Here is a 14,647-nt window from a genome sequence, read left to right on the forward strand (position 1 = left end):
CATATTATTTTATACATTTTTTATTATACTGAAAAACAATCCTCTTGTGAAGATATTTGTTTCAAAGCCATTTTCCACCACTCATTTTATTCTTAACGAAAAAAAGGTACTAATTTCGCACTTTTTTATATTAAAGCGTTTACATTTTAAACATGAACAATTTTAGCAATTGACAGCTGAATGTTCGTTTTGTAAAATAGTCAGAAAATTGGTGTAAAAAGGTTGGTGTATGTCATGATCCAAGTCTTAGTTGCAGATTCCATTCAGGAGGACGGTCTTCAACCATTGCTAGATATGGATAATGTAGAAGTTATTCAGCAGAAAGTTGACTCTCCTCACGTACAGTTAGAACGAATAGAAGCGTTGTTAGTTAGAAGTGCCACAAAGGTAAATGAAGAACTTTTAGAAAAAATGCCTCAATTAAAAATCATTGCACGTGCAGGAGTAGGAGTAGATAATATTGATGTAGCAGCCGCTACGAAAAAAGGCATCATCGTTGTTAATGCACCTGATGGAAATACGATTTCAACAGCTGAGCATACTTTTGCCATGATGGCTTCTCTAGTTAGACGGATTCCACAAGCCCATCAGTCAGTAAAGAATTTAGAATGGAAGCGAAACCACTTCATAGGCAGTGAACTGTATGGAAAAAACCTCGGAATTATTGGGTTAGGTCGAATAGGCACTGAGCTCTCGAAGCGAGCCAAAGTATTCGGTATGAATGTCCATGTATTTGACCCTTTTCTTACAAAAGATCGTGCTTTAAAGCTTGGAGTTCATCTACAGGACTTACAAGGCGTTTTAAAGGAAGCAGATATAATTACAGTCCATACACCACTTACACCCCAAACAAAAGGGCTATTAAACAAAGAGACACTTCCCTTAACGAAGAAAGGTGTGTACATCCTCAATTGTGCTCGAGGAGGAATTATTGACGAAGAAGCACTGGCTGAGGCGATTTCTTCTGGTCATGTTGCTGGAGCCGCTCTTGATGTGTTTGTAAACGAGCCACCGGGTGATCATCCTTTAGTAAAGCTTGAAGAGGTCATTGTCACACCACATTTAGGTGCATCAACGAAGGAAGCCCAGTTGAACGTAGCTACTCAAGTAGCAAAGGAAGTTCGCTTATTTCTTGAAGATAAACCCGTCTCAAACTCGATTAACCTCCCTTCTATGTCTAAAGATATTTTCGAAAAGATTCGCCCGTTCCATCCCCTTGCGAAAAAGATGGGGTCGATGATTTCTCAGCTTATGAAGCAACCAGTTCAAGAATTATCAATTAGCTATTCTGGAACCGTTACAGATCTTGAAACAACCTATTTAACAAAAGCCTTACTCTCTGGATTCTTTACCGATCGGATTGATGGATATGTAAATGAAGTAAACGCCTTGCACACAGCAAAAGAACGTGACATTACGGTGGGTGAAAAGATTACCTCTCATTCGTTTGGATATACAAACAGCATTTCCGTTACAGCAAAGGGAGAAAACCAGCAGTTTACAATGATTGGAACGTATATTGAGAACTATGGTCCTCGTATCATCCGGTTAAACGACTTTAGCATTGATTTTCACCCAGAAGGAAATTTAGTATATATTCAACACATGGACCGCCCTGGAGTAATTGGTCGAGTTGGGCAAATTTTGGGTAGCCAGGAAATAAATATCGCCACCATGCAGGTTGGACGAAAAGAACTAGGCGGGGAAGCCATTATGCTCCTCTCATTTGATAAACACCTTGAAGACGAACCTTTTCACTATTTAGAGGCGCTCGATGACATCGTATCGATTAATCGAATTGTTGTGTAAACCGAACGCTACAAATAGTTTCAACAAGTAAATGAATAGATGACAAAAGAGGCTGGGCCATAACTAAATGACTCCTTCTCAAAGACGAACAATGACTTTTTTTAAATAGGTTGGTGGAAAATTAAGTTCGTTCCACCTGTGCTGCAGACACCTTCTTTCCGCGGGGAGGAACCTGACCCTCCTCGCTGCCGCTTTTGGTGTCTCAGCCTTTCCTCTATTTCCCTAGTAGTCGAGTCTCTTCCGCTCCATTCCACCATTTTTTAATAATTTGTTTTCCGAACACACAAAAATACCCGAACTAATATAAGAAAATAACTCCTAATAGTTCGGATATACCATTGACTGAAATTCGTATGTCCCAGCCTCTTTGTTAATTATCATTGTGTTCTGTTCTACTTACATTTCACCCTAATGGTACTTCCTTCCGCTCACCCTTTGAGAACGTCATGATGGTTTGATATCCCACTTCTTTTGCTAGTTTAATAGCTTGGTGATAATCTGCCCCAACATCTTTCGGAAGATGGGCATCCGAAGACAGCACAATGGGAATTCCTTTTTGATAGCACATTTGGAGCAATCTCTTATCAGGATACAATTCTTTCACGACCTTACGTAAGCCTGCCGTACTTACCTCTACGCATGTTTTTGAATTGGCTAGAGCAGTTGTTGCACGATCATACTGGGCGAGCAAAAACTCTTCTTCCTTTGGAATATATTTAAATATTTTCACCAAATCAATATGACCAATAATATCGAACAAATTCGATTCCGCTAGCGTCACTACTTGATCAAAGTACTTTGTATATGTTTCATGTAGATCACGCTTATCCCATTCCTCTATGTATTCGGCTAGATCGATTCCAAAGTCACCAATCCAGTGAATCGAGCCAATTACATAGTCAAATTCATATCCATGAATGAACTTCTCCATTTCTTTATGTTTACCAGGTGTATAGTCCATCTCGATGGACATTTTTACATCCATTCCCTCTCTCCAAGCTTGATGAAAAAGGGCAACATAATCCTTCATATCATAATAACGCCGTTCATCCACCCAAGGATTTCGCAGAATATCTGCTGTTTGATAAAAATGATATGCATGCTCAGAAATCCCAAAGTGCTCAATTCCTCTGTGATTAGCCATATCGGTAAACTGCTTTAAATACTCGAGACTTAATGTCCCTTTTTCCAAATGGTTATGATAGTCCGTTAGCATGTATCCACCTATACCTTCCCAGATTTTTCTACCATTATACTTTTTTCTATATCTGGGAGCAAGAGAATCCTGCTAGATATACACCTAACTACTGGAGCATAACTAGCAGTTATCAGGAAAACTGCTATTGTTCTGCTTGAATTACTAGCACCTGCTCTGGTTTGATGACATCATTTTTTAAGCCATTGAGATTCATCAAATCTTGTACAGAAACATTCACTTTTATTGAAATGGATGTTAATGTGTCTCCAGCTTGAACAATATACGGTTTATTCTCGCTTGTAATAATAATTTCCTGGTTTTCCACAATCCGATCGCTTGCTAAACCATTTTGAAGCTTAATTTGTTCCACGGTCATATCGTACTGTTCAGCAAGAGACCAAAGAGTGTCTCCAGGCTTAACCTGATGGATGAGCCTTTCCTCAGTAACACTTGACTCTACTTCTGATTTTAATTCACTATCTATTGAAAAATGATCTTTACCTATGGATAAGTGATCTTGAATAATAGCCCTATGTGAGGCTATTGTTTCCATTACATCCTTCGAATGAGCCGGCTCCAATAGTACATGTACAGTCTGCCCCAATGTAGCATCTCCTAGTGCAAATACTGGATCAATTGCATTTGTTTTATCATATGTCCACTCCGTTTGATGCACCTCAAAATGTAAATGAACACCTGAAGAGTCACCAGTTGTTCCCATCTCTCCAATGATGTCTCCTCTTTCAACGGTTTGACCCTCGTCCACGTTGCGCTTTTTTAAATGAGCATATACCGTTTCGAGCTGGTTCTCATGTTTAATAAAAATGACATGACCATACGTATATGAATAGTAAGACTTCGTTACCGTTCCTTTATCGACAGCATAGATCGGTGAGCCTTCCTCTGCAGCAATATCAATCCCCTTATGGTGTCCGTGCCTCGTTCCAAATGTATCGGTTACTACCCCATTTGAAGGCCATACCCACTCTTTTGTTAATTCCTCTATATTTAGCATAGCAGCTTGAGAGTGCTTTCCACCAAGAAACAATAAACTAACACAAAGAGCCATTATTCCGGCAATTAAAAACCTTTTTATGTAGTCTCCCATTTTTTTCCTCCTTGAATTTACTCTCTTTTACACACTATGACAGCTCGTACATAATTATCACTACAAATCCGATGAATGAAGTGACTTTATTGTCGATGGAAGGAGAAGGAACTGTTGGAATTCTTCGTCTATGAAAGAGATTAAGAAAAAGCACATCTGATAGTATATGAATTTCACAAGCAATTTTATGCAAAAAAAAGGAAAAAACGGTCAACCTTCCACCACGATGATAGGAAATCGATTTAGATACACCCATTGATCACTAAAATGGAATTTCTTAAAAAATACAAAAAAGCCTGTTAACGAATGCCAACAGGCTTCTTCAACTATTCTAGATTATTCAATGCTTTTATAATTAGCTGATAATGGAACTGGGATGGGTTCACTCATCACAAATGAACCAATCTGTTTACTATTTGTATTCTTAAATAACACATTTTCAAATCCATAATCCTTCGCGGTAAGCAAAATCGCCTCGATTACATTTGTTGCCTGCTCAAGGCTTGCTAGATCTGTATTTTCTGAGAAGTGGATTGTAAGGTTATTCGCCGACTTTTCAATCTGTTCCATTTGAATATCCGCTGCTAATGCGGCTTTCAATCCTAAGTGAGATACATCCTTATACATGGTACGAAATGCCTCTTCGATTGTATTGTATCGCTCTTCTGAAGGTACAATATACGGTTCTTCTACCCCTTTAGCATAATGAAAGTAAAATGCACGCTTTCCTAGATCTTCAACAGGAATTTCACTTATTAGGCCCGTATTCCCTAGCATAACGCCTGGAGTTCCATCTGTATAGAGCATTACTTTTTCGATATCAAATGCTGCTAATTCATAGGATAGAACATTTTTAAAAATCAATTCCGCAGCAGAACCTTCTCCGTACGGGTGATCCTTTGCTAGATCCACATTGATTATTCGGCTTGATTCATCATAAGAGATAATTCCTTTAAAAGGATAGTATTCACTTAAACCCCATTCTTCCTCTTGCAGTTGACTCATGTAGTTATTATATTCATCCATTAACGAATTGTCCTCATTTCGTGGAACAACTATGCTAACGGGTACGATGATCTGTGCATTTACATCTGGGATCGCATAGGTAAATACTTGTTCATTCTCCCTAATATCTGCCTCATATACAGCACTTGTATCCACAGCTTGAACTATTTCTTTCGGCTCTTCCAATCCAGTTAAGGCTGTTGAATCATCTTCTATTGACTCTACCTCATCCTTTTTATATATTTCTACTTTATTTTCTGCACTACGATCTGCATCATTTGCCATTTCAAAAGTTGCATTCTTCGATTCTGCCGTATCAAATGCTAAATCGGATGATCCATTTTGTAGATTCAATAGGTTTGGAGAGAGGATAGCCAAAATAATGACAGCAGCTACAGTTGCAACTGAAGGCATCACCCATCGCTTTCGTTTTCTTTTTTCCATTTTCAAGGAAATGTTTTGGTACACGTCTCTAGGGTCACGATTGTCTATTATTTTAGGCATCTGACGTAGAATTTCTTCTAGCTGATTCTCATCTAGTTCCTGTTTTTTCAACATTGGTCCCCTCCTTGCCCCATTTTTCTTCCATTTCCTTTTTTAACACCTTTAACGCTCGGTGTTGTGTCGTCTTCACTTTACTTTCTGTCCAGTTTAACGCTTCAGCTGTCTCTGTTATTGAAAGCTCTTGTAAATAACGCATAATTATCACCATTTTTTGATCAAGCGTACATTTGTCTAAACAATCATAAATCGACTGAATTTCTTCATTTTGCACGGCAATTTCCTCAGGAATTGGATGATCGTCCTGAACTTGCTGAGTCGACCAGTCAAACTTTTCTAGTATTCGATTCTTCCAACTTTTTTGCTTACGAAAGAAATCAATGGCTACATTTCGTGCTATTGAGAACAACCATGTCTTTTCACTGCTTTTTCCCTCGAATCGTTCGTATGATTTTAACACTCGTATATATACTTCCTGAACAAGATCTTCCGCCTGTTCCCGGTTTTTCACCATGTAAAAAAGAAATTGAAATACGTCCTGATGATATTTTGAGTATAATTCATCAAACACGGAGTCCATTGGTTTCCCTCCCCGTTCATCATATTAGTCGTAAAATCAGTATGTAAAGTTACATCTTTAAATATATTATTTTTCCGAATAAAAAGGAAGGCTTTCAAGGGAAAACCTTCCTTTTGCTTTTATCATTTGTCTTACAAAGCGTTCATTATTCTGGTCAAATGTTTCTCATGAATCAAGAACAATCGCCATTTACCGATATATTATTCAGAAATTCGCGGAATAAAAAAGGAAAATGTCGTACCTTGACCAAGCTTGCTTTGGACAGAAATGTAGCCTTTATGTGCATCGATAATATTTTTAGCAATCGCTAAGCCGAGTCCCGTACCAGAACGACCTCTTGTCCTCGCCTTGTCCGCTTTATAAAATCGCTCAAAAACAAACGGAAGATCTTCATCTGGAATGCCTGAACCAGAATCACTTACCTCCATATGAAGTCCGCGGTCATCCGATTTCACCGATACAATTACACGACCATCTTTCGGGGTGTGTCGAATGGCGTTATCAATTAAATTGGTAAGCACCTGTTCAATGCGATCAGGGTCAAATTGAAAAGCATCCTCAGCCACTTGTATATCTGCATTCAAATGGATTTCCTTGTCCTTTGCAAGTCCATGAAACTTCCGAATAATTCGCTGTAAATAAGGATGAATATCTATCTTTTCTACCGTTAATTGAATATGCCCTGCTTCCATTCGAGCAAGGTCTAATAATTCATTTACTAACCTACCCATTCGTAGCGATTCATCATAAATAACCTTTGCCATCTCTTTCTTTTCTTCATCCGTTTGCGCAATATCGTCTACAATGGCTTCACTATAGCCTTGCATCATAGAAATAGGCGTACGGAGTTCATGAGAAACATTGGCAATAAAATCTTTTCGAAGCTTATCAAGCTGTCGCTCTTCAGTCATATCGCGAACAACAGCGACTGCTCCGCGGATAAAGGTTTGATTGTAAAGCGGGCTTACAATAATCACCCAAAAACGACCTTGAATGGAGACTTCACCCACTTGCTCCTTTTCAGTATTAACAGCTAATTGGAATAGCTCCATTACCTCTGAAGGGACGGCAGACGAGTTTGTACTTGTTGAACCTTGCTCATAATACCAATTTTGCAAAAAGCGCTCCGCAGGTGGATTGGTAATTAAGATTGTCCCATCTCGGTTAAAGGTAATTACGCCGTCTGCCATACTACTTAAAATACTCTTTAATTGCTCCTTTTCTTGACTAAGGGCACTTATATTGAATTTTAATTGTCTTCCCATTTGATTGAAGGCCGTAGCTAGCTCACCAATTTCATCTTGATCTAGGATAGGCACCTTCGTATCAAATTTTCCTCTTGCTACCTCGAAGGCAGCTTCTTTCATTTTCCGAAGCGGTGCAGTGATTCTCGTTGATAAAAAGAAAGCAAATATCGTTGTTAAAATGATCGCAACGCCTGCAGCTAAAAAGATAAATTTGGTTGTCGTTTTCGTCGTTTCCTGAATAACCTCTAATGATTGGTAGAGGTAAACTGCCCCAGTCTCATCTGTTTTCAACCGGAAAGGGACACCGATAATTAAAGTTCTTAGATCCTCACTTGAATTCATCATAGCCGGAGAGGAAATCTTCTTAACCGGTTCTTCCGTTTTAAGAACATACGACAGTTCTTCATCATCAAGGAAATAAGAGATTGGAAGTTCGATATTCGCCTCACTTGCAGGAGACGAATAATACTCATTGGTGCTTTTTATTACGGTAACACTTGTCACATCATCTACTAATTCCCATGATATCTCAAGCCCTACTGAAAGCTCGTGCTCCTCAAGCATCTCCGCAATCTTTAAAGCTGTATTTGTCAACTCTCGTTCCGTTTCCTTGGCATGATAATTCTCAAAAAACTCCAAAAGCATTACAGTTAGGATTAATAGAACAAATGAAACTAATAAAAGGATGGTAAACCAAAGCTTACCTACAACACTCCGCCAAAACATCATTCATTGACAACCTCAAATTTATAGCCTACACCCCAAACTGTTACAATCATTTTGGCTGCTTGCTCTGAGACTTTGTTTAGCTTTTCTCTTAAACGTTTAACATGAGTATCGACTGTTCGTAAGTCACCGAAAAATTCATAATGCCATACTTCTTTCAAAAGCTGCTCACGGTCAAACACTTTATCAGGAGCTTTGGCTAGAAAATAGAGCAATTCGTATTCCTTTGGTGTCAAGCTGACTTCTTTCCCATCCGCTAAAACTCTATGAGCATCGTTATCAATTGTTAAATGTGGAAAAACAATAACATCCTTTGTTGTCGTTTCCGTTTGTAAGAAGCTTGTTTTAGACGAACGGCGTAGTAATGCCTTCACACGTAATACAACCTCTCTTGGGCTAAACGGCTTGACGATATAATCGTCCGTCCCCACTTCGAAGCCTTGAACGCGGTTGACCTCTTCTCCTTTTGCCGTCAGCATAATAACTGGAGTAGCCTTTTTCTCCCTAAGATCACGGCATACTTCAATTCCATCTTTTCCTGGCATCATTAGATCTAATAAAATGAGATCGTAATCATTAGTCAGCGCTTTTTCTAACGCAACTTCCCCATCTTCCGCTTCATCAATCGTATAGTTCTCTCTTTCAAGATACATTTTTAATAAACGGCGAATTCTTTCTTCATCATCTACAACCAGAATTTTCACATCTTTTTCCATGAATAACATCCCCCAGTAAATAGTGTTTTAACCAAAAAGCCCTCACCGCAAAAAAGTGAAGGCTCCCGAAATGTGACAATGATTGAGTGGTTCTATCAAATTGCACTAATCGTTGTTTGAACAATTATCGGGCCTACTTAGGCAGGTAGTTGGATTGAAAATAATCTTATGAACCAGCATATGAATGTAAACCAGCAATAACTAGGTTTACAAACACTGTGTTAAACATAATAATAACAAAGCCAATGACCGCAAGCCATGCAGATTTTTCTCCATGCCAGCCCTTGGAAAGTCGAAGGTGAAGATATGCTGCATAGAATAAGAAGGTAATCAATGCCCATACTTCCTTAGGATCCCATCCCCAGAACCTTGTCCATGCGATTTGTGCCCAAATCATTGCAAATATAAGCGCACCTAATGTGAACACAGGAAAACCGATTAGTACAGAACGATAGTTGATTTCATCTACTAAGTCTAAATTAATATTTTTCACGAACGGCTGAAGAACTGCAGCAAGTCGTTTTCGGAAAATTACTCTTAATAATGCATAGAGAACGGAACCGACTAAAATAGACCATGTTAACGTATTCAGTTTTTTCGCATTAATGATTGCAGGCATTTCAATTAACGGCTCCATCACTCCATCAGTTGTTAGTGTGCCTTGATGTGGGCCAGTTAACGCAGGAAGCTTATATTCCATAACCGCTTCTTTTTCATTTTTATCAATCCAGTTAAAATTAGCTTCGTAATCCATTGCAGAAAATACAGAAGTGGCAATAACAAAGCCTAAAGTACAGATGATTCCATACATGACCATCTCCAGCCAAAAAGTTTGCTTGGACGGCTTCGTTTGATCAATCGCTTTAACAAGGTACAATAAACCGGCTGCAAAGCTAATCGATAGAATCGCAGACCCAATAGCTGCTGTCGTTACATGAATGTGCAGCCAGTCACTTTGCAGTGCAGGAATCAGCGGAGAAATCTCTCTAGGGAACATGCTTGCATATGCAATAATAAGCAAGGCTACTGGCATGGTAAATGCGCCTAGCATTGGTGTTTTATAAATATAGTAAATAACGATAAACGCTCCTACTAAAGCCAATCCAAAGAATGTAATAAATTCAAATAGGTTACTAACTGGAGCATGTCCAGCAGCAATCCATCTTGTAATAAAATAGCCTAGTTGGGCTACAAATCCGATAATAGTCGTTAAAATGGCAAAGCTTGCCCAACGGTTTTTGCCTTCTTTTCCAGACTTTATATGCTTATCACGAATTGAACCCGCAAACAATACAGTTGCAATTAAGTATAGGATAAAAGCAACATATAATAAATTCGCACTCAAATTTGCCACTCGAGTGTCCCTCCCCTATCCGTTCTTCTCATTTTGAACTTGATCTTCTGGTTCTTTTACTGGCGTATCCGCTAAAACATAGCTGATTTCACGCTTAAGTCCAAACCAGTTCTTATTTGTGTGACCAGCAACCCACACTTCACCGTTTTCACGGCGAATCCAAATACGGCGATGATTCCAATAAGAGCCCTGCGCAACACCAATCATAAAAATAATACCACCAATTGCAATAATCGGTAAGGTTAAATCTTTTCGAACGGTTAAGCCAGAGACGTTTTTCGTTTCTACTCCAGCAAATGCCATTTTGTAATCATTATCTCCAAATGGTTCAATCGTTTGCTGTATCGCTACAAAGCTAACTTCTCCTTCTGGCTTATCTGGTGTAAACATTTTGAATACAAACGCAGGATTATTTGGGATTCGTGATTTTGTTGTCGGCTCACCATTATCATCAAATTCAAAATCAGGGAAATAACTAACTACCTCTACTGAATATCCACCATCTAATTCATAGGACGGCATCGGATCATAAAGATCAACAGTTACATTACCATATTGTTCGTTTGTATCTTTATTTGTTAAAGCAAACGTCATTTTATTTAATTCATTTTGCTTATAGTCTACTTGATAGACAGCAAAGTTATCGAATTTCAATGGTTCATTCACCCGAATGGAATAGTCTCTCACTTTCTTCAATTCCGGCTTCTCACCAGTAACGGCTTGTCCATCTGTCTTATAGAGCGTGACATCAGATTGATAATTTTTAGCTACCATCCCAGCTTTATCAATCGCTTCTTTGAACACTTCATTATCTTTATCTTTATCATAAACCTCTACGATAAATTGATTATTAGTTAAGTAGTATTCCCCTTTTGTTTCAGGAATCACCTTCGTTTCACCTTCACGAACCCAGATCACTTTATCAATGTACATCCCTGGCACAAATCGGAGCATGCCTCCAATTAAAAAGATAATAAGCCCCACATGGTTTACATATGGACCCCATCGTGAAAATCGACCTTTTTCAGCCAAAATATTGCCATTTTCTTCACGGATTTTGTATCTTTTTTCTTTCAGCTTGTCTTTAATTGAAATGTAGCTTTCTTCTGAAACGTTTTCTTCTGTCACACCAAATAGTCTTTGACGCTTCATAAACCCTTCATGTCTCGTCACTCGTTGTACCTTTAAGGCACGGTAGAGTGGAACAACACGGTCTAAACTACAAATAACAAGTGATACACCGATGGATGCAACCAGAATTAAGTACCACCAAGAACTATATAGATTATGAAAACCTAGTTCATAGTATAGCTTGCCTATCCACCCATATTGATCTTCATAATATTCTGCTGCAGGCATGACAGGTGGAATATACATTTCTTGTGGAAGGATCGTTCCGAGGGCTGAAGCAATTAAGGTAACTACAATCAGCCATACCCCTACCTTAACAGACGAAAAGAAATTCCATATTTTATCAACAATTGTTTTGTTATACGTTTGAGAGCGCCTAGCACTCCCTTCATATCTCATATCAAGAAGCTTCTTATTGTTCTCCTCTTCCCCGAACACTTTTCCACACGATTCACATAATACGGTACCATGCGGATTGACGTGCCCACATTCGCATTTTACGTCTTTCATCTCCATAACTCCCCGTCATTTATGGCTTTATCTGTTCCATAAAATCTTTAACCATTGGTTCTGAAAGTGAACCTGTATGAACTTTCACTACTTTTCCTTCTGGATCAATTAAAAAGGTTACTGGTAATGGATTAATACCGTAAGCACTTTGTACCTGTCCATCTTTATCGTTTACAATTGGGAACACAAGCTCATGCCTTTCCACAAACTTCTCTACAGCAAAATCAGACTCTCCCACATTAACTGCGAGAATTTGTACTCCTTGATCTGTATATTGCTTATACTGATTATTCATATAAGGCATTTCTTTTTCACACGGCTTACACCATGTTCCCCAAAAATTTAAGAAGACGCCTTGCCCCTTATAATCTGAAAGCTTATGCTTTTCACCGTTTAAATCCACTAGTGCAAAGTCTGGAGCTATTTTTCCAATTTCTACTTTTTGAACTTGATCTTTTGTTAGATTGGCATATAATGTGTACCCAACCGCACCGGCTAATATTAATAAAATGATAGTACGAAGCACTAATCGTTTCTTTTTCATATGTAGTCCCCCAACTATTTAAAAATGTTCACATTGTTTTCTATTATAGCATTTTTCAACATGCCGATATTGTTTACATAGTTAAATAAGTGTGACACTTCTATGAACTTTTATTTGCTAACGTACGTAGTTGCTTAACCTCATGTGGAGAAAGCTCGCGGATTTCACCTGGAGTTAATCCCTTTAACGTTAAAAAGCCATATCGTTCACGTTTCAGTTTCATGACCTCATGTCCAATCGCTTCAAACATTCTTCGAACTTGGCGATTTTTCCCTTCATGAATCGTCAGCTCGACGATCGCCGTTTGCTTTTTCTTATCCATAGAAAGAAGCTTTGTCTTTGCTGGAGCGGTTTTCCCATCCTCTAGCTTAATTCCTCTTTCTAATAATTTCATATTTTCACGAGACGGGATTCCTTTAACCTTCGCGACATATACCTTTTCTATTTCGTTTTTCGGATGCATCAGTAAATTCGCAAATTCCCCATCATTTGTAAGAAGCAATAACCCAGATGTATCAAAATCAAGTCGACCAACAGGGTAAATCCGTTGTTCAATATTTTCAAAGAAGTCTGTCACGACCTTACGACCCTTATCATCCTTGACACTTGAAATTACGCCTCTTGGCTTGTAAAACATAAAATAAACTGGTTCTTCTCGTTCAACAGGGATTCCATCTACAACGACACGATCGGAAGGACTTACTTTTACCCCAAGCTCCTTAACCACTTTGCCGTTCACTTTTACTCTTCCTTCTACGATAAGCTCTTCCGCTTTCCTTCTTGATGCAAATCCAGCGTGAGCAATAACTTTTTGTAATCTTTCCATTTATTTCACCTCATATATTTCGGATGTATCTAAATTCTTTTCCATCCTAATGCATTATGACACAATTTTGAACGTTTTCAAAGTAAGCAATTTTTTTGACTATTTATGAAGGGAATCTAATTAGTGGATTAAATGAAGAAATCAGAAATGAGGGGTGAATATAAGTGATGACCTTTTTAAGCTACTGTTCTCGTGGATATGTGTTTTGTTGGAAGGTATTGATACGATATTTTCTAGTACTCTCACACTATCAGGTTTCATCTCCATTACGTTGGAGGACAACAAGTTTATTCTAGCGTACTCTTTTCTCGATCGGTATTTGATACATGATAATTTGTCTTTTCTTTCACACTCTCATCTCGATCAATGATTTGCACCTGGCCAACTAGTGAGCGTTCGATCCTTTTTTGAGCGTTCGATCACACCTAAGCGGATTTCGCTCGCTTTTCTTGATTTTTCGCTCCTATTCGGTATGAATTCGCTCCTATTCGAAATTTTCCGCTCACGTTTGTCCACTTTTCGCTCACTTTGGCTATTTCCTACTTCGGGTTGACCTCCATTTATGCTGTTTTCACTCCAATCACTCAACTTTCTTTAAAGTTACCGTATTTTATTCATTATACTTGATCAATGTTTGGCATGCGATCAGTCTGTCTTTTCTTATACCACTCCATTTTTTGCATGGTACTCACATTTCTTCGATCGAAGTTTTGTACCTAGCCAACTTGTAATCGTTCTCCTACACACCAAATCAGCTTTTTCTCCCTATTTTTCAATTTCCCGTAAAACAAAAACTCGCTCCGCTTATTCCCAAAGAAAAAGATACCCAAAATCAATGGGTATCTTTTTCTCTTCCGATTATCCAAATACTAGAGTAACTATGACGACTGTTGCAATGATTCCAACGAGGTCTGCCAGAAGACCTACCTTAAGGGCATCTCCCATTTTCTTAATTCCGACAGCCCCAAAGTAGACGGTTAGTACATAGAAAGTCGTGTCGGTGCTGCCTTGTAGAGTAGAGGCTAGACGGCCAATAAAGGAATCCGGACCATAGGTAGCGATTAAGTCACTAGTCATGCCAAGAGCAGCAGTTCCTGAGATGGGCCGAATAATCGCTAAGGGTGCAATCTCTGCTGGAAATCCGATTGCCTCAAGTGCTGGTCTGATCAAATCAATCATATATTCCAATGCACCAGAAGCTCTAAAAACGGATATCGCAACAAGCATTCCCACAAGAAAAGGAATGATAGAAACAGCTATTTTGATGCCTTCTTTTCCGCCTTCTACAAAACTTTCATACGTGGGAACCTGCTTAAATGTCCCGTACAATAGAATAGAGCCGATTAATACGGGAATAAACCATAATGAAATTGTTGTAATGATCTCCATATT

At 38.7% G+C, this 14,647-nt stretch carries 12 protein-coding genes; 1 reads left to right on the plus strand and 11 read right to left on the minus strand.

Annotated features, from left to right (window positions below; all coding sequences use genetic code 11):
- Positions 1–234: 234 nt before the first annotated feature.
- Positions 235–1,809 carry a phosphoglycerate dehydrogenase gene (gene serA / locus LS684_RS13525; protein ID WP_233806686.1) on the plus strand — a complete coding sequence of 525 codons (1,575 nt, stop codon included), beginning with the start codon at positions 235–237 and terminating at the stop codon, positions 1,807–1,809.
- A 403-nt stretch (positions 1,810–2,212) separates the two neighbouring features.
- Here the strand turns inward: serA and LS684_RS13530 are convergent, their stop codons facing one another.
- The 11 genes from LS684_RS13530 to LS684_RS13580 all read right to left on the minus strand — a co-directional run bounded on the left by LS684_RS13530 (position 2,213) and on the right by LS684_RS13580 (position 14,644).
- Entirely contained in the window at positions 2,213–3,025 is an 813-nt protein-coding gene (locus LS684_RS13530) for a histidinol-phosphatase (RefSeq protein ID WP_233806687.1), read from the minus strand.
- Positions 3,026–3,149: 124 nt separating this feature from the next.
- Positions 3,150–4,115 (minus strand): peptidoglycan DD-metalloendopeptidase family protein, encoded by a 966-nt coding sequence (locus LS684_RS13535; RefSeq protein WP_233806688.1) that lies wholly within the window; start codon positions 4,113–4,115, stop codon positions 3,150–3,152.
- Positions 4,116–4,451: 336 nt separating this feature from the next.
- On the minus strand, positions 4,452–5,678 hold the full coding sequence (locus LS684_RS13540) for a hypothetical protein (protein WP_233806689.1): 1,227 nt from the start codon (positions 5,676–5,678) through the stop codon (positions 4,452–4,454).
- Entirely contained in the window at positions 5,653–6,201 is a 549-nt protein-coding gene (gene sigX / locus LS684_RS13545) for an RNA polymerase sigma factor SigX (protein WP_233806690.1), read from the minus strand. Before sigX ends, LS684_RS13540 begins: the two co-directional genes overlap by 26 nt.
- A 200-nt stretch (positions 6,202–6,401) precedes the next feature.
- A complete protein-coding gene (locus tag LS684_RS13550; protein WP_233806691.1) occupies positions 6,402–8,177 on the minus strand; it encodes an ATP-binding protein in 1,776 nt (591 codons plus the stop codon).
- Positions 8,174–8,890, minus strand: a complete 717-nt coding sequence (locus tag LS684_RS13555) for a response regulator transcription factor (RefSeq protein WP_233806692.1) — start codon at positions 8,888–8,890, stop codon at positions 8,174–8,176. The genes LS684_RS13550 and LS684_RS13555 overlap by 4 nt, the downstream gene beginning before the upstream one ends.
- Before the next feature lie 166 nt (positions 8,891–9,056).
- Positions 9,057–10,244, minus strand: coding sequence for a c-type cytochrome biogenesis protein CcsB (gene ccsB, locus LS684_RS13560; protein WP_233806693.1), 1,188 nt, complete (start codon positions 10,242–10,244; stop codon positions 9,057–9,059).
- A gap of 15 nt (positions 10,245–10,259) precedes the next feature.
- Complete coding sequence (gene resB, locus LS684_RS13565) at positions 10,260–11,885, minus strand: cytochrome c biogenesis protein ResB (protein ID WP_233806695.1); 1,626 nt, start codon at positions 11,883–11,885, stop codon at positions 10,260–10,262.
- Between the two features lie 19 nt (positions 11,886–11,904).
- The gene (gene resA / locus LS684_RS13570) at positions 11,905–12,429 is read right to left on the minus strand and encodes a thiol-disulfide oxidoreductase ResA (protein WP_233806696.1); all 525 of its coding nucleotides are present in this window, start codon (positions 12,427–12,429) and stop codon (positions 11,905–11,907) included.
- Between the two features lie 100 nt (positions 12,430–12,529).
- A complete protein-coding gene (rluB, locus tag LS684_RS13575; RefSeq protein ID WP_233806697.1) occupies positions 12,530–13,255 on the minus strand; it encodes a 23S rRNA pseudouridine(2605) synthase RluB in 726 nt (241 codons plus the stop codon).
- Positions 13,256–14,113: 858 nt separating this feature from the next.
- On the minus strand, positions 14,114–14,644 hold the full coding sequence (locus tag LS684_RS13580) for a spore maturation protein (protein WP_233806698.1): 531 nt from the start codon (positions 14,642–14,644) through the stop codon (positions 14,114–14,116).
- Between the last annotated feature and the right edge of the window lie 3 nt (positions 14,645–14,647).

Source organism: Cytobacillus spongiae, from assembly GCF_021390075.1.

What these genes read in the sequence shown, in the direction of transcription:
- serA (WP_233806686.1), top strand. Translation starts at nt 235, where the DNA reads ATGATCCAAGTCTTAGTTGCAGATTCCATTCAGGAGGACGGTCTTCAA.
- LS684_RS13530 (WP_233806687.1), bottom strand. Translation starts at nt 3,025, where the DNA reads ATGCTAACGGACTATCATAACCATTTGGAAAAAGGGACATTAAGTCTC.
- LS684_RS13535 (WP_233806688.1), bottom strand. Translation starts at nt 4,115, where the DNA reads ATGGGAGACTACATAAAAAGGTTTTTAATTGCCGGAATAATGGCTCTT.
- LS684_RS13540 (WP_233806689.1), bottom strand. Translation starts at nt 5,678, where the DNA reads ATGTTGAAAAAACAGGAACTAGATGAGAATCAGCTAGAAGAAATTCTA.
- sigX (WP_233806690.1), bottom strand. Translation starts at nt 6,201, where the DNA reads ATGGACTCCGTGTTTGATGAATTATACTCAAAATATCATCAGGACGTA.
- LS684_RS13550 (WP_233806691.1), bottom strand. Translation starts at nt 8,177, where the DNA reads ATGATGTTTTGGCGGAGTGTTGTAGGTAAGCTTTGGTTTACCATCCTT.
- LS684_RS13555 (WP_233806692.1), bottom strand. Translation starts at nt 8,890, where the DNA reads ATGGAAAAAGATGTGAAAATTCTGGTTGTAGATGATGAAGAAAGAATT.
- resB (WP_233806695.1), bottom strand. Translation starts at nt 11,885, where the DNA reads ATGAAAGACGTAAAATGCGAATGTGGGCACGTCAATCCGCATGGTACC.
- resA (WP_233806696.1), bottom strand. Translation starts at nt 12,429, where the DNA reads ATGAAAAAGAAACGATTAGTGCTTCGTACTATCATTTTATTAATATTA.
- rluB (WP_233806697.1), bottom strand. Translation starts at nt 13,255, where the DNA reads ATGGAAAGATTACAAAAAGTTATTGCTCACGCTGGATTTGCATCAAGA.
- LS684_RS13580 (WP_233806698.1), bottom strand. Translation starts at nt 14,644, where the DNA reads ATGGAGATCATTACAACAATTTCATTATGGTTTATTCCCGTATTAATC.